Source organism: Rhodococcus sp. 14-2470-1a, from assembly GCF_002259425.1.
Taxonomy (GTDB): Bacteria; Actinomycetota; Actinomycetes; order Mycobacteriales; family Mycobacteriaceae; genus Rhodococcoides; species Rhodococcoides fascians_E.
This window is the reverse complement of the sequence record NZ_NPFZ01000022.1, coordinates 1-24,343: the sequence shown is the minus strand read 5'-3', so window position 1 is coordinate 24,343 and position 24,343 is coordinate 1. Positions and strand designations below refer to the sequence as shown.

22 protein-coding genes are annotated in these 24,343 nt (G+C 63.7%); 18 read left to right on the top strand and 4 right to left on the bottom strand.

Translation table 11 applies throughout. The features are described from left to right. Window positions 1-153: 153 nt before the first annotated feature. Both CH292_RS10870 and CH292_RS10865 read right to left on the bottom strand, forming a co-directional pair. Complete coding sequence (locus tag CH292_RS10870) at window positions 154-756, bottom strand: DUF305 domain-containing protein (protein ID WP_094654720.1); 603 nt, start codon at window positions 754-756, stop codon at window positions 154-156. 74 nt (window positions 757-830) lie between these two features. Beyond that, entirely contained in the window at window positions 831-1,235 is a 405-nt protein-coding gene (locus CH292_RS10865) for a DUF6153 family protein (protein ID WP_094654719.1), read from the bottom strand. A 92-nt stretch (window positions 1,236-1,327) separates the two neighbouring features. On the opposite strand from CH292_RS10865, the gene CH292_RS10860 reads away from it, so the two are divergent. The 9 genes from CH292_RS10860 (at window position 1,328) to CH292_RS10820 (ending at window position 13,056) form a co-directional block, all read left to right on the top strand. Continuing rightward, window positions 1,328-3,229, top strand: a complete 1,902-nt coding sequence (locus tag CH292_RS10860; protein ID WP_094654718.1) for a GAF domain-containing protein — start codon at window positions 1,328-1,330, stop codon at window positions 3,227-3,229. A 119-nt stretch (window positions 3,230-3,348) separates the two neighbouring features. Further along, window positions 3,349-4,629, top strand: a complete 1,281-nt coding sequence (locus tag CH292_RS10855) for a hydroxymethylglutaryl-CoA reductase, degradative (RefSeq protein ID WP_037139012.1) — start codon at window positions 3,349-3,351, stop codon at window positions 4,627-4,629. Next, window positions 4,626-5,591, top strand: a complete 966-nt coding sequence (locus CH292_RS10850; RefSeq protein WP_094654717.1) for a hydroxymethylglutaryl-CoA lyase — start codon at window positions 4,626-4,628, stop codon at window positions 5,589-5,591. The genes CH292_RS10855 and CH292_RS10850 overlap by 4 nt, the downstream gene beginning before the upstream one ends. Before the next feature lie 23 nt (window positions 5,592-5,614). Next, the gene (locus tag CH292_RS10845; RefSeq protein ID WP_033187865.1) at window positions 5,615-6,973 is read left to right on the top strand and encodes an MFS transporter; all 1,359 of its coding nucleotides are present in this window, start codon (window positions 5,615-5,617) and stop codon (window positions 6,971-6,973) included. A 31-nt stretch (window positions 6,974-7,004) separates the two neighbouring features. Beyond that, window positions 7,005-7,283 carry a CoA transferase gene (locus tag CH292_RS29555; RefSeq protein WP_094654716.1) on the top strand — a complete coding sequence of 93 codons (279 nt, stop codon included), beginning with the start codon at window positions 7,005-7,007 and terminating at the stop codon, window positions 7,281-7,283. Between the two features lie 49 nt (window positions 7,284-7,332). Next, window positions 7,333-8,709, top strand: coding sequence for a site-specific integrase (locus CH292_RS10835; protein ID WP_256978030.1), 1,377 nt, complete (start codon window positions 7,333-7,335; stop codon window positions 8,707-8,709). Beyond that, entirely contained in the window at window positions 8,706-10,514 is a 1,809-nt protein-coding gene (locus tag CH292_RS10830; RefSeq protein ID WP_032375867.1) for a hypothetical protein, read from the top strand. Before CH292_RS10835 ends, CH292_RS10830 begins: the two co-directional genes overlap by 4 nt. Beyond that, entirely contained in the window at window positions 10,511-12,670 is a 2,160-nt protein-coding gene (locus CH292_RS10825) for a hypothetical protein (RefSeq protein WP_094654714.1), read from the top strand. The genes CH292_RS10830 and CH292_RS10825 overlap by 4 nt, the downstream gene beginning before the upstream one ends. Beyond that, entirely contained in the window at window positions 12,667-13,056 is a 390-nt protein-coding gene (locus tag CH292_RS10820) for a hypothetical protein (protein ID WP_032375865.1), read from the top strand. Before CH292_RS10825 ends, CH292_RS10820 begins: the two co-directional genes overlap by 4 nt. A gap of 160 nt (window positions 13,057-13,216) precedes the next feature. Here CH292_RS10820 and CH292_RS28880 read toward each other — a convergent pair whose 3' ends face one another. Together CH292_RS28880 and CH292_RS10815 are read right to left on the bottom strand one after the other, a co-directional pair. Beyond that, window positions 13,217-13,357, bottom strand: coding sequence for a hypothetical protein (locus CH292_RS28880; protein ID WP_155290127.1), 141 nt, complete (start codon window positions 13,355-13,357; stop codon window positions 13,217-13,219). 371 nt (window positions 13,358-13,728) lie between these two features. After that, window positions 13,729-14,286, bottom strand: a complete 558-nt coding sequence (locus CH292_RS10815) for a TetR/AcrR family transcriptional regulator (protein ID WP_032375864.1) — start codon at window positions 14,284-14,286, stop codon at window positions 13,729-13,731. A 63-nt stretch (window positions 14,287-14,349) separates the two neighbouring features. Here CH292_RS10815 and CH292_RS10810 point away from each other — a divergent pair, with 63 nt between their 5' ends. The 9 genes from CH292_RS10810 to CH292_RS10760 all read left to right on the top strand — a co-directional run bounded on the left by CH292_RS10810 (window position 14,350) and on the right by CH292_RS10760 (window position 24,193). Beyond that, window positions 14,350-15,714 (top strand): MFS transporter, encoded by a 1,365-nt coding sequence (locus tag CH292_RS10810; RefSeq protein WP_094654713.1) that lies wholly within the window; start codon window positions 14,350-14,352, stop codon window positions 15,712-15,714. 1,676 nt (window positions 15,715-17,390) lie between these two features. Then, a complete protein-coding gene (locus tag CH292_RS10800) occupies window positions 17,391-17,591 on the top strand; it encodes a hypothetical protein (RefSeq protein WP_141216650.1) in 201 nt (66 codons plus the stop codon). A gap of 756 nt (window positions 17,592-18,347) precedes the next feature. Beyond that, window positions 18,348-20,414 carry an MMPL family transporter gene (locus CH292_RS10790; protein WP_027494152.1) on the top strand — a complete coding sequence of 689 codons (2,067 nt, stop codon included), beginning with the start codon at window positions 18,348-18,350 and terminating at the stop codon, window positions 20,412-20,414. A gap of 28 nt (window positions 20,415-20,442) precedes the next feature. Beyond that, a complete protein-coding gene (locus tag CH292_RS10785; protein ID WP_027494151.1) occupies window positions 20,443-20,694 on the top strand; it encodes a YgaP-like transmembrane domain in 252 nt (83 codons plus the stop codon). 42 nt (window positions 20,695-20,736) lie between these two features. Beyond that, window positions 20,737-21,156: a DUF302 domain-containing protein gene (locus tag CH292_RS10780; RefSeq protein WP_027494150.1), complete on the top strand. Its 420-nt coding sequence runs from the start codon at window positions 20,737-20,739 to the stop codon at window positions 21,154-21,156. After that, complete coding sequence (locus CH292_RS10775) at window positions 21,156-21,929, top strand: sulfite exporter TauE/SafE family protein (RefSeq protein WP_027494149.1); 774 nt, start codon at window positions 21,156-21,158, stop codon at window positions 21,927-21,929. Before CH292_RS10780 ends, CH292_RS10775 begins: the two co-directional genes overlap by 1 nt. A gap of 79 nt (window positions 21,930-22,008) precedes the next feature. Beyond that, window positions 22,009-22,278 carry a metal-sensitive transcriptional regulator gene (locus CH292_RS10770; protein ID WP_027494148.1) on the top strand — a complete coding sequence of 90 codons (270 nt, stop codon included), beginning with the start codon at window positions 22,009-22,011 and terminating at the stop codon, window positions 22,276-22,278. A 57-nt stretch (window positions 22,279-22,335) separates the two neighbouring features. Continuing rightward, the gene (locus CH292_RS10765; protein WP_008720030.1) at window positions 22,336-23,697 is read left to right on the top strand and encodes a rhodanese-like domain-containing protein; all 1,362 of its coding nucleotides are present in this window, start codon (window positions 22,336-22,338) and stop codon (window positions 23,695-23,697) included. 73 nt (window positions 23,698-23,770) lie between these two features. Continuing rightward, window positions 23,771-24,193 carry a DUF6153 family protein gene (locus tag CH292_RS10760; protein ID WP_027494146.1) on the top strand — a complete coding sequence of 141 codons (423 nt, stop codon included), beginning with the start codon at window positions 23,771-23,773 and terminating at the stop codon, window positions 24,191-24,193. Window positions 24,194-24,343: the final 150 nt, after the last annotated feature.

Here is a 24,343-nt window from a genome sequence, read left to right as displayed (position 1 = left end):
GACCGTAACAACTCATACCCAGAGCGTGGTGAGTCAGGTCGATGCATTCGCAGTTCGAGCCGGGACAACAACCCCCGCGATCTGCGGTCGGAGAGGGCTGCATCCCCCGCGAGATGAATAAGGATGCAGCCCTTCGTTCGACAGGATTCGAGATCAGCCCAGCAGTTGCTGCATGGTGTCGATTTCCTGCTGCTGCGTCTCGACGATTGTGCGGGCCATCTGCTGCGCATCCTGGTTGGATCCGTTCGCGATCTCGGCTTGCGCCATTTCGATCGCACCGGTGTGGTGAGCGATCATCATCGTCGACCACTGCCGGTCGAACTCCGGACCCGTCAGGCCGGCCAAGGTATCCATGTCCTGCTGGGTCATCATGCCCATGCCCGAGCCATGATCCATCCCGCCCATGGTGCCCATGTCCCCCGAGGGTGCGGGCTGACCCCACTCGGCCAGCCAGCTCGTCAGCTGGTCCATCTCGGGTTGTTGCGCGGCAGCGATCGCCGACGCCAACGCCTGCACGTCCGGGTTGTCGCTACGGCCTTGCACCATCTCTGCCATCTCGACTGCCTGTGCGTGATGCGGGTACATCATCCGCGCGAACATCACGTCGGCATCGTTGAACTCAGCCGACGCACTCGACGACATCGTCTCCGTCGACTGCCCGTCCATCGACGAATCGGTCGAGGTGTCACTACAGCCGCTCAGCAGGAACGCGCCGACGGTGGCAGCGGCGATCGAGGCGGCAATCTTGGTGTGCATGTGAAACTCCTTGCAAGAGTGAGTAGAACAGGGAATCGGATTCGCCGGTAGACGCTCGTCGACCGGGCTCCCTGTCACACTCGCAAGGTCACCGATTTGTCCAACTCCCACAATGTCCACGGAGGAGCTCGCTCCTGAGTCGAGTCGACGCGTATGTGGCGCCACTCCGTCGATATCGGCGACAGGTCGATCTCACCGCTCGTCACCGGGTCGGTCAGCGCAGACCACGACGCAGTGGTGCCCATGCAGGGGTGCATCATCTGATGCGCCGACGGGCAGTCGTGCTCGCCGAATGCGACCGGAACCGAGCCGTCGACGGCATCCGACGCCACCATCGAGTGATGATCACCGACCATCGCTCCAGACGCCGCCGACATAACTGGCGTCACAGAATGCATCAGCAGCACCCCGAACACCACCAGGGCAATCAGAAGTCCCGTCGAGGCCGCGCCTCGTCCACGGAAGCCGACTGACTGCATGCCATCGACGATAGCAACATATACCCCCAGGGGGTAGCGTCGCTGGTCTCGTGGTGCACCCCACGGACCGGCAGCTGGTTAGTCTCGAACCCATGACACCTGCCGACAACTCCGCGAAGGTTGTCGAAGCGCTGACCGACGACATCGGTGACACCGAGCTCGACGCGCGCCTCGCCGAGCTCGGTGTCGATGCCGCAACCCGGGCGTCAGCACTGCTGCGCTCCCGTGCGATGCGAGAGGAGGTCAGTCGGCTTCGCCGGCGAGAGCACGAGCTGGGCACCCTGTTCGCCAGCGCCCGCGACTTGGCAGAAGTGCGCGACATCGACGGACTGCTCGAACGCCTGGTCTCGCGTGCGCACGACATGATGGGTAGCGACGTCACGTACCTGTCCGAGTTCGACTCGGGCACTCGGGACCTCCACGTTCGCAAGACGATCGGATCCGTCACCCCTCAGTTTCGACGCCTTCGAGTTCCGGCCGGTATGGGGCTCGCCAGCCGGATCGCCGATTCGCGCAGCGCGCAATGGGTTCAGCGTTACAGCGAGTACGACGAGGGTACCCACGACACCGACATCGACGACGCCGTTCACGGCGAAGGCATCGTGTCGATCCTCGGCGTGCCGATGCTCTCCGACGGCCGTGTTCTCGGCGTGTTGTTCTCCGCTACACGTCAGGAACATGTCTTCGCGCCGGAGCAGATCGCGATGCTGTCCGCGCTGGCCGACCACGCGTCGATCGTGCTGCAGACCGCGAACACGCTGGCGCAGCTTCGAGCGTCGGAAGAGGAGGCCCGCACTGCACTTCGCACGTTGACCGAGCACGTCGCCGTGCGCGACCGTTCCAACACCGTGCATCAGGAATTGGTGCAGGCTGTGCTCGTCGGCGGCGGATTCAGCCAAGTGGCAACCACATTGGCGCGGGCGCTGGGACGCTACGTCACCATCGTCGATGCCGATCTGCGCATTTTGGCGTCGTCGGAGGAGTCAGCGCACATCTCGGCCATCGTCAGCATGGGAAGCGCCGCCCACCGGGCGGTGGAACAGAGCCGCTCGACCGGTCATTGCTCCTACGTCGACAGTCCGTCGTCGGACATCCAGGTCGTCGCTGCGGTCACGGCCGGCGAGTTGTATTTCGGCGCGGTCCTACTCAGCCCGGGCGAGCTGGAACTCGGTCCTGTCGACGACCGCACCATCGAACGCGCCGCCCAGGTGGCGGCTTTGCTCACCCTGCAGCAGAACGCCGTCGCCGACGCCGACCAACGTGTTCGACACGAGATCATCGCCGACGTGCTGGACCCGTCGCCCGAACGTCGCCGCGATCTCGACCGTCGTGCTCGCGCTCATGGCGTCGACTCCTCCACCCTGGACACGGTTCTCGTCATCACCACGTCTCGATCGCGTAGTACCGCAACGTCACTCGTTGCCCAGCACTTTCGGAACGGATTGGTCAGCGAGTACTCGGATGTACTGGTCGCGGTGATCCACAGTTCCGACCGCATCGCCAGCGCGACCGAGGTGCGACGCATCCTCCTCAGCGGCGGTGTGCCGGATGTGCGTGTCATCGTGCCCCCGCCCGCACCGTCGGTCGATGTCCTGTCGGACAGATTCGACGTCGCACACCGAACTGCTCGACTGCTCGACGCACTCGGCATCGACGACGGTGTCGTCACCACCGAGTCGTTCCACCCCTACATGGTGATGTTCGGGTCGGATCCGGAGGCCGTGCACTCGTTCATCGACCACACGATCGGGTCGGTGATCACCTACGACGCCGAACACGGGACGGACCTCGTCGCGACGCTGCGCGCATTCGTGCGCAACGAGTCGAGTCCGACCAAGACCGCTCGTGCGTTGAGCTATCACACGAACACGATCCTGCAGAGACTGGAGCGACTCCGTCTGCTGTTGGGCGACGGCTGGCGGGACGACGAAGCGCTGTTCCGTATTTCCACTGCAGTCCGGCTGGACGCCCTGAGAGCCGTGCGCCTGCGATAGCTGTGTGCTTTCAGCACATTGATAGTCCGGATCGATGGGTCAATGACACATATCGCACGTCACACTATGCCCGTAGCGTTCGAGTTCGATACATCAGAGACGAACGCGTGGAGGATGAAGTGCCTGTCAGCAGCCGAATTCCAGGTTTCAAGGACTTGTCGCCGCTGGAGCGTCGCCGCGTCGTCGCCGAGCGCACCGACCTGCCGGAGACCGCGCTCGAGCCGCTGGATCCTGCGGCGGGCCTGTCCGTCGAGCAGGCCGATCACATGGTCGAGAACGTCGTCGGCGTCCTCGGCATCCCCGTCGGCATCGCTACAAACGTCATGGTGAACGACAGTGAATACCTCGTTCCGATGGCCACCGAGGAGCCATCCGTCGTCGCGGCCGCCAGCAATGCCTCCCGCATGACCCGTCCGCACGGTGGATTCTTCGTCTCCCACACCGGGCCGGTCATGCAGGCGCAGATTCAGTTGCTCGACGTGCAGGACCCCGAGGCAGCTCGTCTGCGCATTCTCGAAGCGCGCGAGGAGATCCTCGAACTGTCCAACGCTCAGGATCCGACGCTGGTGAAGTTCGGTGGTGGTGCTCGCGATCTCACCGTCCGTGTCCTGCCCACCCGTACCGGAGTGCACGTCGTCGTGCACATCGTCGTCGACGTTCGAGATGCCATGGGCGCCAACGCCGTCAACACGATGGCCGAGGCAATTGCACCACGCGTGGCCACCATTGCGGGCGGCAGGCCACTGCTGCGCATCCTGACCAACAAGGCAGACCAGCGCATCGTCCGGGCTCGCGCAGTCTTCGACCGCGACCTACTGGGCGGCGAGGAGGTCGTGGACAATATCGTTCATGCGTCGGCCTTCGCCGAGGCGGATCCCTACCGAGCAGCAACACACAACAAAGGCATTATGAACGGCATCAGCGCCGTCGTACTCGCGACGGGCAACGACACCCGCGCCGTCGAGGCGGGCTGCCACTCCCACGCGGTCGGTGCCGACGGCCGCTACACCGCCCTGTCCCACTTCGAGAAGACAGCCGACGGGCACCTGTCCGGAACGCTGGAGGTTCCCATGGCGGTCGGCCTCGTCGGCGGCGCGACCAAAGCGCATCCGGTGGCCAGGACCTCGATCGAGATCCTGGGCGTCACGTCTGCGACCGAACTGGCCGAAGTCATCGTCGCGGTAGGGCTGGCTCAGAACCTCGGCGCGTGCCGCGCATTGTCGGCCGAGGGAATCCAGCAGGGCCACATGCGGCTTCACGCCCGCACCATTGCCGTCACCGCGGGTGCGACGGCCGCCGAGCTGGACAACGTCGTCCAGCGGCTCATCGGAGACCGCTCGATCCGCGTCGAGCACGCCGAGAAGGTGCTGGGCGAGCTCCGAAACGGCAGCTTGGTATGAGCCTCCCCCGTCCCGACGTGCATCGCGACCCGGCACTGCCGAACTCGGTCCGCGTCTACGAAGTCGGCCCACGTGACGGTCTCCAAGCCGAGACGACGATGGTCCCGACGGCAACGAAGGCCGAATTCTGTCGTCGACTCGTCGCCGCGGGCATCACCAACCTCGAGCTGACGAGCTTCGTCTCCCCGCGCTGGGTGCCGCAGCTCGCCGACGCCGAAGAATTGATGGCGAGTCTGGATTTACCGTCGTCTATCCGGCAGATCGTGCTGGCGCCCAACGCACGCGGCCTCGATCGCGCTCTGTCCGCCGGTGCCACCGAGATCGCCGTCTTCGTCAGCGCCACCGAAACTTTCGCGGCCAAGAACCTCGGAACAACCGTCGCCGACGCCTTGTCGTCGGCCGCCACCGTCGTCGAGGGTGCTACTGCAGGTGGTGCCGCGACGCGCGGTTACATCTCGATGTCCTTCGGTGATCCGTGGGAAGGCGCCGTCGACGTCGAACGCGTCGCCGATATCGCGGAACGCCTGATTCAGATGGGCGTCGGGACGCTGTCACTCGGTGACACCATCGGTGTCGCGACACCCGGTCACGTCCATTCAGTCCTGAATGCTGTTCTTGCACGGGGTATCTCCGTAGACCGAGTGGCGATGCATCTGCACGACACCTACGGTCAAGCCCTCGCCAACGTCTACGCGTCGCTGACGGCCGGTGTCACCGAATTCGACTCGTCGGCCGGGGGCCTCGGCCGGTGCCCCTACGCCAAGGGCGCTACCGGCAACCTCGCCACCGAGGACCTGCTCTGGATGCTCGACGGCCTCGGCATCGAGACCGGCATCGATCTACATGCACTTGCCGAAGTTTCCGACTGGCTTGCCTCCGCGATGGGGCGGCCCAGTGACTCTTCCGTCGTGCGAGCGTTGTCCGCAGCGCGCGCCGATCACGCACTTTCCCCCACCCGCTGATCTCAGCCCCCGAAGGAAGCAACATGTCCAACACACCGAACCTCCCCGAGGTCGACACCAAGACCAAGAAGGAACGTCGCCACGCCGTCATCGGCAGCTCGGTCGGCACCATCATCGAGTGGTACGACTTCACTCTTTACGGCCTCGCATCGGCTCTGGTGTTCGCACCACTGTTCTTCCCCGGCGCGGGAAGTTTCGCCGGAATGCTCGGTGCCTTCGCGGCGTTCGCGGTCGGGTTCGGAGCTCGGCCCATCGGTGGTCTGATCTTCGCGCACTACGGCGATCGCGTCGGGCGCAAAATGACATTGCTGGTCACACTGATGATGATGGGTATCGCGACGACGTTCATCGGTCTGCTACCCACCGCCGATTCGATCGGCATCTGGGCACCGATTCTGCTGATCGTGCTCCGCATCTTCCAGGGCGCAGGAGCCGGTGCGGAATTCGCCGGTGCCATGACGATGGCCAGCGAATCCTCCGATCCTCAGCGCCGCGCCTACACTGCGGGCTTCCCGGGTGCGTCGGTCTATCTCGGAATGGCTTTGGCTACCACCACGTTCGCACTTCTGACGTTGCTGCCGGACGAGCAATTCCTTGCCTGGGGCTGGCGCATTCCGTTCGTCGCGAGCGCAGTGATCGTCGCGTTCGCACTGTACTTCCGGCTGCGGGTCAGCGAGACAGCCGCATTCGAGGAAGCCGCCAAGGACGGCGCAGTGCAGAACTCGCCGCTCTCCGGTGCCGTGAAAAATCACTGGCGCATCCTCATCTGCGGTATGGCGCTGTTCACGTTCACCTTGCCGTGGGTCTACATCGTGCAGACCTTCTCGGTCTCCTACGTCACCGGCACACTGACCGTCGATCCCACAGCGGCTCTGGTCGCGCTGATCATCGCCGAGCTCCTCACCATCCCGACGACCCTGTACTTCGGTAAGCTCGCCGACCGCATCGGCCGCAAGCCGGTGCTTCTCGGTGCGGCAGTGTTCGGCATCGTGCTCGCGTTCCCGCTCTTCTGGCTGTACGGCACCGAGAACATCCTGCTCGTCGGTGTCGGCTTGGTCCTCGGCCTCGCCGTCATTCAGGGCGCCACCATCGGTGTTTCCGCTGCACTGCTCGCCGAGATCTTTCCGACGAACGCCCGGTGGAGTGGCATCGCCATCTCCCGTGAGATCCCCGCGGCTGCAGTCGGCGGAACGGCGCCTCTCGTCGCCACCGCACTCGTCGCTGCGTCGAGCGGAAGCCCCTGGCTCGTAGCCGCCTACCTGATGGGCCTGAGCATCATCGGTCTCGTCGGAATCGCCTTCCTCCCCGAAACTTTGCCGTCGAAGGTGCAGGACGACACACTGGATCCCATCATGGTGGCCGACGTCGAGCCCGTCGCTTGATCTGTAGTACTGATATAGAAAGAGTAGTTCTATGACTTTCCCTCAGGTAGGCAACGCAGGATCACTGTCCGGCGTGGTGGTGCTCGATCTCTCGCACGTTCTCGCCGGTGCCTACGCAGCGCAGATGTTCGCAGACTTCGGTGCGACGGTCGTCAAGATCGAGAATCCGACGCAAGCTTGTGCATACTCGGTCACTGACCGGATCATGAGCGGCGATGACAAGCAGCCGATGGCATGTTCGCACTACTGCCGCAGAGCTACCCAATTCCCGCTCTTCACCTACTGCAGACAACCGCACCCGCGCCGATGACTGGACGGACTGGCTCGCAGAGACTCGCCAGACTCAGGGCACTCCCTTCTTGCTCTCGCCCGCTTTCGACTACGACACCGACCTGAACGATTTCTTTCGCACCACAGCGATGGTCACCATGGCCGCAACGACACAGATCGGGTACGCACGCGACCTCGCGAGCTTCCCCACTTTCATCAACCACATTGACTGCAAACGTCATTGGCGGGACATCACCGACAGTGATCACCTCTCGTATCTGCATTGGCGTCGACACGATCCCCGCGGCCCACGCGTGTCCGGCAACACATGGAACCGTGAAGTGGCGGCAGTGAACAGGTTCTACCGCTGGGCACACGCCGCCGGCCACGTTCCAGTCAATCCGATCCCCCAGACCTGGCGACGGCCCGCTCCTGCACACACCGGCTACGCGGTCTCGCGGCGGTCCGACGAGCTCCGCCCGGCGACCTACAGTCACGACGGCGGCCGGGACCGCATCCAATGGCTCCCCCTTGCCGACTATCGCAGATGGCGCGACGTCGGTATTCGCGGATTCGACAGCTGGGGGATGCCGCGAGAAGGTTTTCGTGGCCGGTGGTCGGGGCGTAACGCGACCTACTGCGACGTGATGGTCCGGACAGGACTTCGGATCTCGGAACAATCTGCTCTCACCGTGCTGGAGCTTCCACACATCGATACGAATCAGAATGGTTATCAACGATTTTGGCTTCCCGGTGCTATTGCAAAAGGCCGCTCCGCACGGTGGGTCTACGTCCCGGCATCCCTCGTCCGTGATCTGGCTACTTACAGTGCCTTCGACCGAGCCAACGTCATCGCCGCAGCCCAGGAAAAGCAACGGTACGAGCGCATCCGGCACCCTCTGGTGGTGGAAGATCCGGAACATGCGATCGCCACGCACATCACGGGTGCAGCACTGAAACGGACCATTAAAGTCTCGGAACTGAATTGGTCGGAGCGACAAAGTTTGTTGATCGCGCGCCCCGGCGGTCTCGAACCCGCCGCGTTCTGGCTCGGCGAGCACGGTATGCCACTGTCGGTTGCCGCCTGGAAGAAGATGTTCGCCGAGGCCAACACCCGCTGCCAGCGCGCCGGTGTCCCGCTGGCAGCGCACGCCCACATGCTCAGGCACACGTTCGCCGTCATCACCCTCGAACAGCTTCAACGCGGTCACATCGCTGCCCTCGGCGCGCTGGGACCGGAGCAGCGCGGGCACTACACCCGCATCTTCGGCGACCCGCTCGACTGGGTACGGCGCCGACTCGGTCATCGATCCGTGGTGACCACACAGATCTACCTTCACGCACTCGCCGAACTCGAGATGGAGACGAGAATGGCACTTGTGCCCGATGATTGGGACGTCTTCACCCCGGACCCGGCCAGTACCGACGACGTAACGACTCTCCCGGCCAGCGGTGTCGTGCTGTGACCGAATCGCGAACTCACCCCGGGATGCACGCCCCACTTCCTACGCCCGGAAGCTACGCCCCGCCATCCGTTGCGTCCTCGGTTTCGTCTCTGGTCGTCGACTTTCACGGCGACGACGGACGCACCGAAACGTTCGACGTCGAGGTCCTGGCCATGCCGAGCTGGCACGTTCCGGTCGCGGAAGCCTTGGCGCTCCGTATCGGTCCTGCCGGCGACAGACGGACCCACAGTTCGGCAACGACCGTGTTCTCGTTTGCCGCACGGCTAATGCGTTTCCTCGAGAGTCTCGACAACAGCCCCGCTGCACCGGCTGACTTGACCGTGGCACACGTCGATATGTTCCTCACCAGGATCGACACCCCGCGAACAGTCGCCACGTGCACAGCCGAACTCAGTGAGCTCCGCCTGCTTCTTCGGCTGCCTCCGCTAGCAAACCAACTCAATGCCGAGGTGCTCGACCATCTCAGCACCCCGGCGGGGAAAGGCACGTTCACTTCTCTGACCGGGTATTCCGACGGCGAGTTCGCGCGCATCCTCGATGCCGCTCGTACCGACGTCGCGCAAATTCGTAGACGCATCACTGCAGGAAACGACGCAGTCACGGCTATGGCTGCGTCAGGTGTGGAGCCGTCGACGGAGTTCGAGCACATGGTCTCGCGTATGGCGGCCACCGGCATCGTCCCGGTGACCGGCGGACGAATCGTCGCGCACCGTCACCGCCGCACAGCGTGGGCCGGCCAGCTGTTCGTCACACGCGACGATCTCGCACCCTTGCTGACCTTGTTCGTTGCAGTCACCGGCCGCAACGTCGAAGCCCTCAAAGAACTACCCGCCGAGCATCGGATCGTCGGTGACCGAGCGGTAGAAGTCCAGTTGAGCAAACGACGCAACGGCCCGAACCGATGGCACGACACCGTGACCTGGGAAATCGGACCGCCGCACCGAGAACTGCACACCCCCGGCGGTCTGTACCTGCTGCTGCACCGCCTCATGGAACGTGGACGGGCACTGAGCGATACGGCCGCACTCTGGTCGTCGTGGCGCAACACCAACCACGATCGTGGAACCGTCTCCGAACATCACAACCCGTTCGCGCAATCCCTCGCCGGCCGCGCCACCTTCGCGAAATGGAGCAGACTGCGAGAACTGCACTTCGACCCAGACGTTTCCGGACACAGCGCACCGCTGGGGCTGGACATGCGCCGCGTTCGCACCAGTGTCGAAGTACGCCGCACTCGATCCGTCGGTGGACATCTGCCCTCGGCTGCCCGATCGAACAGCGTCGAAGTGCTGTTCAGCCACTACCTTCGTGGTGATCCCACCGCCAAAGAGTGGGCGCGCCAGACGATGTCCGAGGCTCTCCGCGATGCCGAATCAGCGGCCCTGTCCGCACATACCCACATCCTGGCCGAACACGGCGTCACGGAACTCGAGGTGCTCGCCGACACCGACGCCGATGAACCATCTGCAGGAGAGGAGGGTGCCTGGACAGCATGCGCCGACTCCTCCGCGCACCCTGTCACCGGACGTGCGTGTCGACGGGTGTCGTTCCTGGACTGCTTCCACTGCGGCAACTGCGTCGTCACCACGACGCATCTACCCGCTATCACCGCGCTGACGTCGACCTTGTCCACGCGACGCACCGAACTCGACGAGCAGACCTGGTGGACGCGCTACGGGCCGACCTGGACTGCGATCCACCACGACATCTACCCGAAGTTCACTGCCGCACAACTCGACTCGGCGAAAGACGAGGCACCCGAGTGCCTCCTCGAACTCGCCGAAGACCCCTGGGAGCACCCATGAGCAACCCGATCGCCGTCACCCCGGTACCAGCTAGCGACCCGCTCCTGTCCGATCCGGTACTCGGCGAGCATCACGTCCTGGCCGGCTTGTGGCTTCGTCCCGGCTACTCCCTCACAGAGACGTCGCAATTCCGCGACGACGCCTGGCGATTGGAACCTGCTGTTGCACAGGCACATGTCCGATCCTTGGTCGTCTCATTCGACACCCTCGCCGACCGCTACCGTCTGCCGGCCAAAGAGTTGTGCCTGGCGATGCTGTCCGGGCCGCTACCCGCAGGCGAGCGGCGGCAGTCTGCCGTCGGAATCCGCGGCACCTTCATCGAAGTGCGCAAGTTCCTGCACTGGCTCGCCGAACGCACACCGGCACACTCTGATCGAGAGCAGACGCCGGCATTGAGTTCGCTCACCGCTGCCGACGTCCTCGACTACCACCACTACTTGATGACTTTGCCCGTCGGAGTCGGATCGCGCGAGAACTCCCGACGGGCGGTATGCATGCTCTGGCGTTATCGCACATGCCTGACCGACACGCTCACCTTCGATCCGCGCCGCGTCGACGGCTGGACCATGTCCAAAACTGGAGCCACCGAGAACGCCACCGGTCGCATCCCCGAACCTGTCCTGGGCCCGCTGATCACCTGGGCGATCCGCTTCGTCGACGACTTCTCCGGCGACATCCTCACCGCCGCCGCACACCGAGATCACCACCGATCCAAGCGCACCAACGGACGGTACGGGCGCAACAGCGGTGCCGCCGAAGCGCTCGAACACTACCTCGCGCAACACGAGGCCGACGGCGACCCGCTCCCCGGACATCAAGGCCGCCCGAACTTACGACAGATCGCCGCTGAGATCGGCACGAGCAGACACGGTCTCGACACCAACCCAGCAATCCGCAACCGTCTCTTTGCCTGCGCGGCACTAGTCGGAGTCACCGACCACACCTGGATACCGCTGACCATCGAGGGCCGACTTCACGGCCGTCCGTGGATCGCGGGCATCGTGCACCAGCACTCCAGCAGCGGATACCTGCAGCTACAACGTATGTTGCACATCGCTTGCTACATCGTCATCGCGTTCCTCTCCGGAATGCGGGACGCCGAGATAAAACACCTACGCCGCGGTTGCCTTAGCACCGCACGCGATCCCGGCGGCACCCCCTATCGGTGGATACTGACCGGGCTGGCGTTCAAGGGCGAAACCGATCCTCGGGGAGTCGCTGCCGAGTGGACCGTCGGGGCTCCCGCCGCCAGGGCGATCGCGGTCCTCGAGAAGATGCACCCTCCCGGCCAGGATCTGCTGTTCTCGCATCCGCCAGGCTCGGAGCAAATCCGCCCCCGAAACGACGCCAGAATCGGGGCCTTGACCACCAATGCCACCTCCAGCCAACTGAAAAGCTTCGCCCTCTGGATCAATTCTTACTGCACCGAACATGCTCTTGCGGAATCGATTCCGTTGGTGAACGGCCAGCAATGGGTTCTGAGTACTCGCCAGTTCCGCAGGACGCTGGCATGGTTCATTGCCCGCCGGCCGGGTGGGTCGATCGCCGGTGCCATCGCCTACCGCCATCTGAGCGTTCAAATGTTCGAGGGCTACGCAGGCACCTCGGATTCAGGGTTCCGCGCCGAGGTCGAAGCCGAACAGGCTCTCGCTCGCGGTGAAGACTTGATGAGCATTGCCACCGACCATCCCCACACGGTCACCGGTCCTGCTGCCGATCTCGCCCACCGCCGACTGGATGCGTTCGCCACTGCCGCTGCATTCGCTGGAGCAGTCGTCACCGACGGCACTCGCCTCAAGCGCCTGATGAAGCGATCTGAGCCCGCCATCTATCCCGGCACGTTCGCACTGTGCGTGTTCGATCCGGACAAAGCGATGTGCCAGCCCCGTCCGGATCAGGGAGGCAACAGTCGACCACAACTCGGTCACTGCCAGCCCTTGGATTGCAGCAACGTTGCACTGACCGCAGACAACATCGACGCGCTACGCACCGAACATCGATCGTTGCAGCAAGAACTGGCCACCGGGACAACCCTTCCGCCGCTCTTGGTGCACCGACTACGTGAGCGACTGAGCCGACTGACCAACTTCCTCGACCTCTACGTAGATCCCGACCCGGCACCGATCCGCACCCAGACGGTCAACCCGAAACGATGACCGATCAAGCAGATCAATCGGATGCAGCGCTCATCGACGAAGCGATCGAGCGCCTCGAAGCCGCCGCCGGCCGCACACCGTCGGTGCTGACCTTGGCGCGGCACCTGGGTCTTGCGAACACCACATTTCGGCGGCGTTACCCCGACATCGTCGATCGGCTGCGTGCCTCGGGCCCGGCATCGACTGCACCTGCCGTAGACCCTCTGAAGGTCGATTCGGACATTGTTCGACTTCGGCAACGGAACCGACAACTCACCGATGACCTCACGCTGGCGATGTCGAGTATCCAGCGCCTTTCCATCGACAACCGTTCCCTGCGGCGGCAGCTCGACGCTGCCGCTGCCGTCACGCACCTCCCGAGAAGGGGTGACGAGATCGGATTCTGATAGGTATCGCCACACACCTCAGTGCGCCCTTTTCAGTAGGCAACGGCTGATAAGCACATCGCCGCGATTCGAGGGAATTACCGCGCTGTTCGAGGCGACCTGGGGTTTTGTCGCGGATTTTGGACAGACTTCTCCCAGGTAAGGGCGATGGGTGTTGTTGCTAGCGCTGTCTGCGGTGTGCCTTGGCGAGTCGGACTTGGCGTGTGCACGCCCGGTCCGAGACCAAGGGCAGCAGCAACCGAAGTTCGCGAAGAACTCCGGCGACTGCGCCGAGCAGAACAGCGTTCAGGACGAGGTCCATGACGCCACCTCCGCTTCTGGGGTGGAATGGCTGGCGCTAAAGTGCCAGCGTGACCTGCCGCGTTCTCGGGGCAGGAGCTTGCGGCCCGACAACGGGCACGAAAAAACCCGGCCTCACGAATCGGGAGCCGGGTTGTCGTTGTCGGACGAGATTTGGGCACGAAAATACCGCGCGGTGGACATTACCCTGTGGATAACTCGATCCGCGGCCCTTCCGGCTGTGCGTTCGCAGATATTTCGGTTCGGGCAGTTGAACGATCACCGCCGTGACTGCTCGACCGGAGAGTCACGATCAGCCGACATCCGGAGCTCCATCGGACGCGGTCAACGCTCCGCGTGGCGACTGCCGACGATCGCTGATCAGGCCCCTGACTACTTCAGGCGTGCGACGAAGTCGGTGATACAGATGCGCGCTTGCTGTTGTGTCGTGTGCCCGGCCATGACCAGCGACCCCAGTCCGTGCATGAACGCCATGCACTCCGTTGCCAGATCCGTCGCCCGACGTCCGCTGATGCCCGGGCTTCGGGTGTGGCACAGATCGGTGAGGTGGTCATGGATCGCTGTGAGGTGCGCGCGATACGCATCGGCGACTAGGGATTCGGTTGTGATGGAAAGTAGTTCGAGCGACACCCCGACGCGGTGGAGCGAGCGGCTGGCGTCGTCGGTCGGTAGGGCTTCGAGAAGGAACTCCTCGATCGAGGGGTTCGGGTCCGCAGAGGCGTGCTGCCACCGTTCGACGCTGCGCCGGGACAGCCGGCTGAGTGCCGAGTGGAGGAGCTCGTCTTTGCTGTTGCCGTAGTACTGCACCAGCCGGAGCGAGACACCTGCTTCGGCCGCGGCGGCACGCATGGTGACCGCGTCGAGTCCTCCGCGGGCCAGTAGTCGTTCGACCGCGTCGAGAATCTGCGTTGTTCGTTCCTCGGTGGCCATTCCACACACCTCCCGTCCTTGATACATTCGTATCACTTATACGGATGTATCAAAGGGGGGAAGATGAGCTCGCGTCGTGCTCTGTGGGTCGCATCGATCGCTCAACTCGTCGTCGTGGTGGACGTGTCGGTCGTCAATGTGGCACTGCCCTCCATCCAGGACGACTTGGGTCTGGGTACTGCGATGACGTCATGGGTGGCCACCGGGTACAGCGTGGCGTTCGCGGGAGCGTTGTTGGCGGCCGCGCGGCTGGCGGACTCGTTCGGTGCGGCTCGGGTCGTGTTGTGGAGCACGGTCGCGTTCACGTGCGCCAGCATCCTGGGTGGCCTGGCTGTGACCGGACCGATGCTGGTCGCTGCTCGTATAGGCCAGGGAATGGCTGCTGCAGCGTTGTCTCCGGCCACGTTCACGTTGCTGACCGTGACGTTTCGCGAGGGCCCTGATCGGACTCGGGCGATCGCCCTGTGGACTGCGGTCAGTGTCGCAGGCGGCGGGGTCGGCAACATCCTCAGCGGTGCACTGACCGAAGTGTTCTCCTGGCGTGCAGTGCTGTTGATCAATGTGCCGGTCGGGATGTTCGTCGCCGCCGCCGCCCGCCGCCTGCTCGCCGCACGAGGACCGGTCGCTGGCACCGGGGTGAGGTGGTCGTCGGCGGCAGCATCGATGTTCGCATTCGGTTCGGTCGTGTATTCGCTGTCGATGTTCGCCGACGACGGCCGACTCTCCGGTCCTGTGCTGGCGGCGTTCGCGATCGGTGTCGCCTCGGCCGCGACCTGGATGCGTCTGGACCGACGAAGTGAGTCACCGTTGATCCCGTCGAGTCTGTGGCGTCGACGGAACATAGCCTTGGGGACGACTGCGACGGCGCTGACCGCGGTCTGTTTCCAGGTGGGTATCTGGTACTTCCTGACGTTCCGATTGCAGCAGGACTGGCAGTACAGCCCGATCCAGACAGGTCTCGCGTTCCTTCCATTGACGGTATCGCTGATGGCGGTGAACCTTGCGCTCGTGCCTCGACTTCTCGACCACATCGGTGCCCGCATACTGATCTTCACCGGGGCTGCGGTTGCCGCGGCGGGGGTGTGGTGGATCGCGGACGCGCAGACAGGTGCGTTCTGGAGTGCCGTAGCCGGTCCCTCGATTATCATCGGAATCGGTGGAGGCCTGATGAATACGCCACTCGCTACTGTCGTGACCTCGGGAGTACCGACAGAGCAAGCAGGGGCGGCATCGGGCCTGATGAACACCGCCAAACAATTCGGCGGCGCGGTCGGACTGTCCGCTGCAGCGGCCGCGACCACGATCTCCCACAACGAACGAGCACCGTATCTGATGATGGTGGCCGCACTGGCAGCAACGGCTGCGATCATCTTGCTCACGCGAGCCCCTGCTGCAGGCGATCTCACGCCGCGCCCGAACGTGAGATAACAACAGTGGCAAAGTCATTCGGCCCTGAGGGTAAGCGAGGGTACCGGTGTGAGTGCAACGAGCACTGCCACCGCTGCGGGAATCACCGCGAATGCGAGGACGACGGGGTGTAGCTCCCTGCCACGTCATGGCCCACTGACAGTGCGAGCGGCCCGAACGCGGTGAATCCCACAGCGATCATCGTCGATACTCCGCGTATTCCGCCGACGTGCGCGGCACCCGCCCACCCGAGTCGGCCGTATCATACGATGCCCGCGAACCATGACAATCTCTGCTGTAGAGCGACTTTCATTCGGCATGGAACTGGTCGCGCAGTTGATGCTGAACGCAATCACCCGTCGTCCATGCGGTCTGGGACTGGCCCGTGAACGGTTGCGTGTGCAAACGAACCATGTTTCACTGACGGAAATAAACCGCTCGGTCTGGCGGGGGATGTGGATGAGTGCAGCTACCGCCTCACGGCCCAGCCGTCCGCGTTCGATACCGGATATCGCCCGCAGGATCTCGGTTTCAGCCGTGTACAGGCCACCACAGCAGGGGTGATGCATGTCGCAATTGATACTTGGATACGACGCCTCGTGCGGATCGTGCTCTCGGGCAAGCGCACGTATACAGGATCTGCTGGGCTCGAAACTGACGATCAAGCCGTTGACCTCGTTGTGGGACGAGCGCCGCGAGGTGTTCGGGGATACCCCGCCGTGGGCTCCTACCCTCATTGAGTTGCAACCGAGCGGGCAAGTTCGTGGGTGGGCGGGTGTAAGGATGGGACCCCGCCTCACTCGTGAATTCGGTGTCAAACGCTCGATGCAAGCACTTCAGGTTATCGGCGAAGAGATGCCCGCGCGCAACAGACGGTTCGACAAGACTGCCACGCACGGTCGAAGAAGATTTTTGGGAGGCGTTGCGGCTGCCGTAGCAGGCTTGACGCTACTGAGCCCGATAGCATCCGCTCGAACGCCGTCTCGGGCACTGCCGAAGGCGACATCCAAACAATTGACCTATTCCGAAATCAACCCGGACGACGTCAATAGGATTCTCAACGCCCCGGATTCGCGCCGGATCCTCGATCCGACAGGCTTGTTCGATGAGATCAGCACCGCAAGTAGCGACCCGAGTTCGTGGTGGGTCACCGATAGCGGATCCGAGTACCCCGCAAGCCAACGTTGGGTATTCGGTATGAGTCTCGACGAGAGTGGTACAACGCTGGCAATCGCTGACAATACAAGTAGCCAAATATATCGGCTTTATGAAACGTCCTCAGCGGCGACCGCAGATCGTGGAGCGGAGGCTCTCCAGTTCGGCGACGGTGCGAGCGGCGAGGGTTTGACTGTGCTCGGTGTAAGTCACAACGGTGAACAACCCGGAACCGGCAACCTCGAACGGGCAGCCACAACCGGCTCGTCATGTACCGGATGCGTGGGTTCCGGCGGTCCGGGAGATTTTTCGACGCGGGAAGTGCCTGTATGCAACTCCAGCATCAATGCAGGCTGTATCTTGAGCACACTCGGGTGCGCGGCATGTGTCGCCTCGTGCGCAGGCAGCCCTTTGTCTTGTGGGTTCTGCCTCGCCGTGTCCTGCGGAGGCGCAATCGCATCAGCGTCCGCTTGTTGTGACGGAACGACCTCAATTCAGTGTTACCGGTGCTCGAGTTCCCTCTAGAGTCCGAGGAGTTGACGGTGAATTTTCCGAGCGGGAAAAAGTGGATTTTCTTCTGGTCGGCGCTGGCGTTGCTGTGGGCCGTTGTCGCGGTGATTCGAGCTCAGGGCGGTGAGTTTGCGGTCTGGCCATGGGTGGCTACTGGCTTGTTTGCTGCGGCCGCAATTCTGACCGGGCTTCGCACATTTCGCCGCAGAGGTGAAACGAGCATGAACTCGTGAATCTGTAGGGAGCATCCCCGACGCGGGCATTCATCGTCGATGCCCCCAAATCCGTTGTCTCCAATGCTCGCCACCGCTGGGCCGCTCCCGTCCGGACCGGCCTGAGTGTGGGAATGGAAGCGGGACGCAACTGCGCGGGTTCACAGAAACTCGCGGACGATAGCGGCGCAACTCGCGCGTGGGTGGAGCATCAACCCCTGAGGGACAACCGCATTCGCAGACTGGCGACCATCAAACGCCTCCTGCGGCCGCCAGCACAGCCTCGCGTTGGATCCGGCAAAACCACTGCCGTCTACCGATCGGCTCCGGCCCACCCCTTCCCTCATACCCCCACGGGTACTTGCATACCCCCCTAGGTATGTGTCACAGTAGTGATGTACCCGCCAGAAAGGACCGCCATGTGCTACCCCGTCCCGTGCCCGGCATGCGGTAAGACCACCTGGGCTGGCTGCGGTCGACATGTCGACAGCGTCATGAAGAACGTTCCGCGGTCGCAGCAGTGCTCCTGCTCCATGGAGACACCCGCCCCAGCTACACGCGACAACTTCTTTCGTTCCCTGTTTCGTCGCTGACCCCCACCCCAACAGCACTCCACTGCATTTCGCAGGAATCTCTGGGCGTCTTCAACACTTCTGAATACCCCCACCCGTATTAGGAGAAGCAATTGTGACCAAGCCCGCTACCGCGGCGGCCACCGGCCGCCACGACCGCCATCGGCCACCGGCACCCGGCGCACTAGGCCGCCTGGGAAGCACGATGGTCGCCCGCCGCCGGTGGGTGTTCGGCATCTGGCTGATCGCCCTCGTTGCACTGGGATCGGCTGCACCATCGGTGTTCTCATCCTTGGCCGGGGCCGGCTGGCAGGCCAACGGTTCCGAATCCGTCCAGGTCCGCGAGCTCGCCCAGCAGCATTTCGGCGGCAATTCCTCTGCAGCAGTGCAGGTGGTCGTTCACTCCGACACCGCCACGATCGAAGACGCAGCGATGCAGCAGACACTCACCGACGTCGCGGCCGTATTCGACGGTGACACTCGCTTCGGTGAGGTCATCGCCCCCCAGCCGGGCATGACGATCAGTCCCGACGGTCACACCGGCATCTTGATCGCCGGCGCAAACGCGAGTACCGACGACATGGTCAAGGCCGTCGACGAGGTGAAGGGCGAGCTGACCGAACTCTCCGGCGACGGCATCGAGGTCTACCCGACCGGATCCTCCGCACTGTGGTCGGACTTCAACAAGGCCAACCACGACGCCATGATTCAGGCCGAATTGTTCTCCTGGCCGGTCACTTTGGCGATCATGGTGCTCGCGTTCGGCTCCCTCGTCGCCGCGGGATTGCCGCTGCTACTCACCGTTGCCGGCCTGGTCGCATCCGCAGGCGGACTCGTTCTGCTCAACGGCGTCACGCCGATCTCGGTGTGGGCGATGAACTTCGCGATGATGTTCGCCCTCGCCCTCGGAATCGACTACGCCCTGTTCATCGTCGCCAGGTTCCGCGACGCACTGCGCAACGCCGATCCACGTGCCGCGGTCGCCGAAACCATGGACACCGCAGGCAAAGCCGTGGTCCTGTCCGGTCTGACGGTCTTGGTGAGCCTCTCGGCCGTCCTGCTCGTTCCCGCACCGGCGGTGCGCACCATGGCCGTCGGCATCATGCTCGCCGTGACCTTCGTGCTGATCGCCACCATGACCCTGCTCCCCGCAACCCTGGGTGCACTCGGTTCCAAGGTCAACGCCGCCTCCCTGCCCTACGCCAAGCGCCAGCAGCACCGCTCCCCGAAATTCGCAGCCTGGGGTGAACTGCTCCACAAGCACCCCTGGCCGTTCGCTCTGGTCTCCGTCGGCATCCTCATTGCGCTGGCCCTTCCGGTCCTCGGACTGAAAGTGGCGATGCCCTCGATCGCCGTCGTGCCAGAGGACGCACCAGTCCGTCAGGGTTACGAGCTCGTCCAGGCCCAGTTCGGTGCCGGCGCACCCGGCGCACTGCAGATCGTCGTCCCGTCCGCGGATGCCGCCGCGACCGCCACGGCAGCCAGTACCGTCGACGGGATCTCGATGGTCACTCCGCCCCAGCCTGCAGCCGATGGGTCGAACTACTCACTGCTACAAGCACTTCCCACCGTTGACCCCTCGGACGAGAGAATGGGCACCATCCTCGGTGACCTGCGCGCCGAACTCCCGGAGTCGGCGTTGGTCGGCGGTGCCCCAGCGGAGAACCTCGATCTGCAGCAAGCACTGAACGACTACCTACCGCTGGTGATCGGTATCATTCTGGCGCTCGGTTTCATCCTGCTGCTCGTCGCACTCCAAGCACCGCTGATCGCGATCCTCGGCACCGCAGTCAGTCTGCTCTCGACCGCCGCAGCGTTCGGGGTCGCGAAGCTGATCTTCCAGGACGGGCACGGCGCATCACTGCTCGGATTCACCCCGCAAGGCTTCCTCGACGGCTGGGGTCCGGTGTTCTTCTTCGCGATGATCTTCGCCATCGCCATGGACTACACAGTGTTCCTGCTCGCCACCGCGAAAGAGCACTACGAGAAGACCGGGGACCCGAAAGCCGCTCAGGTCGACGGCCTCGCCCACTCCGGCCGGGTCATCTTCGCCGCCGCCGCGGTCATGGTCGCAGTGTTCTTCACCTTCGCACTCTCCGATCCGCTCCCACCGAAGGAGATGGGCATCATCCTCGGCGTCGCGGTACTGCTCGACGCCTTCTTGATCAGGCTGATCCTGCTGCCGGTCCTGCTGCGTTTGAGCGGACACGCCGCATGGTGGTCACCGGCCTGGCTGCGCAAGGTGTTGCCCTCGATCAGCTTCTCGCACTGACCACCCTTACAACCCGAACGGAGCAATCATGATCGATCCGAACACCACTCGCTCGTCCGCGTTCGCGGGCTGGCCGATCGAACGTATCGTCCCCGCCCTCGCCGCCGGCGTCACCGCCACCGGCCTGGCCCTCGGCGAACTCCACGCACCGCAGTGGCGACTGCTCAGCGCGTTCGCTGCCGCGAACCTCGCCCTTTACGCAGCGGTCGGCTGGTGCCCGGCCAGCGCGCTTCTCACCAGGGTGGGCGTGCCGAGTATTCGCCAGCCCCGAATCGGGTAGGCCCAGATCACCGCAGTTCGACGACCGAAAGGAACTTCCCTTATGAACATCGCACTCTCGACCACTCTGACCGACACCGACTTCGACACCGCAGTCGACGCCGTCAAAGCCTCCCTCGCAGATCAGGGCTTCGGTGTTCTCACCGAAATCGACATGCAGGCCACGTTGAAGGCCAAGCTCGGCGAGGACATGGAGCAGTATCTGATCCTCGGTGCCTGCAATCCGTCCCTCGCGCACCGCGCCGTCGGGGTCATGCGCCAGATCGGCTTGCTGTTGCCGTGCAATGTCGTCGTCCGCGCCGACACCTCCGCTTCCGGATCGGTCATTGTCGAAGCGATGAACCCCGACATCATGGTCCAAGCGACCGGCGAGCCAGCACTGTCCGACGTCGCGGCCGAGGCCACCACCAAGCTCCAGGCCGCCATCGACGCACTCGGTGGCCAGGACGCAGCCCACAGCTGATGACCCTGACGCTGGCACTGGTCCTCGGCGTCGCCGTCGGCATCCTGCTCGGTCTCCTCGGAGGCGGCGGGTCGATCCTCGCCGTCCCGGTTCTCGTCTACGCCCTGGGAATGGACCTGTCGGAGGCGATACCGACATCGTTGCTGGTGATCGGTGTCGCCTCGGCGACCGGGGCCATCCCCAAGGTGCGGGCGAAGCTCGTCGAATGGCGACTGGCGGCGATCTTCGCGGCCACCGGTATCGTCGGCACGCTGGTCGGCAGCGTCCTGGGCAGGCATCTGCCCGAGGCCGCAGTGATGATCGGCTTCGCGATCGTCATGATCATCGCCGGGGCGCGGATGCTGCGCAGCACCGACGATGTCGGAACCGCTTGCAAGACAGGAAGTTCCGGGATCGATTGGCGGCGATGCGCACCACGGTCCATACCGACCGGGTTCGGGGTCGGTGTCCTCACCGGACTGTTCGGCGTCGGCGGAGGATTTCTGATCATCCCCGCTCTGGTGCTGTTGCTGGGAATCGAGATGAGTGTCGCTGTCGGAACGTCGCTGGTGGTCATCGTCGCCAACTCCGCCGCCGGACTGATCGCTCAGGCCGACGGGCTCGGCGGGAACTGGCCACTGACAGCCGCGTTCGCCGGTGCGGCGATCGCAGGCTCGCTGGTCGCCGGAAAACTGAGCACACGCATCGACACCGACAAGCTGCGCACGTGGTTCGCCTACCTGGTGTTCGCCGTCGCGGGCTATGTACTTGTCGACACCCTCGTTCTTTCATGACCGACTGCACACACCGAACCGATGCCCCCGGGGGTAATCTGGAAGGACTACCACCATCACACACCCTCAGGAGACCGCAATGATCGGCGACGAAGACAGCATCGCATTGGTACTCAACCGTCTGCGCCGCGCACACGGCCAACTCGCCGGTGTGATCGGCATGATCGAGAACGGACGCGACTGCAAAGACGTCGTCACTCAACTCGCCGCCGTCTCCCGCGCCCTCGACAAAGCCGGATTCAAGATCGTGGCCACCGGCCTTCGTGAATGCATGACCGGCGACACCGCAGACAACAAAGAGCCCATGACCGAAGCAGAACTGGAAAAGCTCTTCCTCGCACTGGCCTGAACGAGGACGTTTCACGTCAGAAACGAGGCCGACCCGATTACACCGTAGGAGTACCCCGTGAGCACCACCGATCCAGACATCGCCATCATCGAAACGTCGAGCCTCGGCGACCGCAGCTACCTGATCAGCCACGACGGCATCGCCGTCGTGATCGATCCCCAACGTGACATCGACCGCGTCCTGGCACTGGCCACGGAGAAGAACGCCGCGATCACCCACGTACTCGAAACCCACATCCACAACGACTACGTCACCGGCGGACTCGAACTCGCACGCGCCACCGGAGCCGAATACGTTGTGCCCGAGGGTGACCCGGTCGAATTCGAGCGACGGGCAGTGGGGGACGGCGATGTCGTCGACGCGGGATCGGCGACGTTTCAGGTCATGCACACCCCGGGCCATACACATCATCACGTCAGCTACGTACTGCAACTCGGAGACGAACCGATCGCGATCTTCACCGGCGGCTCGATGCTCTACGGATCCACCGGCCGCACCGACCTACTCGGCTCCGAACACACCGACGAGCTCACCCATGCCCAGTTCCACTCGGTCCGTCGAATCGCCGCCGAACTCCCCGCCGACGTCGAGGTCTACCCCACCCACGGATTCGGTAGCTTCTGCTCCGCGACCCCCACCAGCGGCGACTCGTCGACCATCGGTGAACAGCAACAGTCCAATCCCGCGCTGACCCAGGACGAACAAACCTACGTCGACGAGTTGATCGCAGGACTGTCGGCCTACCCCGCGTACTACGCCCACATGGGCGTCATCAACACCGAAGGCCCCGCACCGATCGACCTGTCCACCCCAGAACCCGTCGACCCCGACGAACTACGCCGCCGCATCGACGACGGACAATGGGTCGTCGACCTCCGCGCACGCACCGCCTTCGCTGCCGGACATCTCGACGGTTCCCTCGGCTTCGAGCTGTCGACGACATTCGTCACCTACCTCGGCTGGCTCTACCAGTGGGGTGCGCCGCTGACCTTGATCGGCGACACATCCGATCAAATCGACGAGGCCACAAGGGAGTTGGCACGTATCGGCATCGACCACCCCTCCGGCTCCGCTGTCGGAGAGATTCATTCGCTCGCCAGCGACGGGCGCGTACGGTCCTACGAAGTGTCCGACTTCGCCGGACTCGCCGCAGAGGACTCGGACATTGCAGTGCTCGACACCCGTCAACAGTCCGAATACGCGGACGGCCACATCCCCGGTGCGATCAACATTCCCCTCCACGAACTGCCGCACCGACTCGCAGAAGTTCCCGACGGCAAAGTGTGGGTGCACTGCGCCTCCGGCTATCGCGCCTCGATCGCGGCCTCACTACTCGACCGGGAACATCGCAGCGTGGTGCTCATCGACGACGACTACAACCGCGCAACAGATCTCGGACTCGACACCTCGAAGACATGACGAAATGCTTCGACGACCGAACGCGACGAGACAGGCGTACCCCCAGGGGGTATATGTTGGTATCATCGGCCGCATGCACTCAGTGAATCGGCACGGTCGACGGGGCACAGCTCCGACGGCAGCTTTACTGATTGCACTGACGGTGTTCGGTGTCCTGTTGATGCATTCGGTGACACCGATGTCGATGCCCGTGACCGGCTCGATGTCCACATCGATGAGCGGCGGCCATGCCTCGTTCGCAGCACCGTCCCACACGGACGCCACGGTTCCGGTGATGACCGGGGAACATGACTGCCCGTCGGGGCACCAGATGATGCATCCCTGCGTCGGCACGACGGTGTCGTGGCCCGCGCTGACGGTCCCGGCGATGAGCGCAGCCCTCGACCTGGCGCCGACATCGGTGAACCGGATCATTGGACGGGCCGACTCCACGCTTGAGCGTGCGCCGCCGTGGACGTTATGGGAGTTGGACAGATCGGTGACCTTGCGAGTGTGACAGGGAGCCCGGCAGACGCGTGTCTGTCGGCGGATCGAACGACATCCAATTCTCTGTACTACTCACTCTTGCAAGGAGTTTCCTCATGCGTACCAAAGTCATTGCCTCGATCGCTGCTGCTGCTGCGAGCGCGTTCCTCGTCGTCGGCTG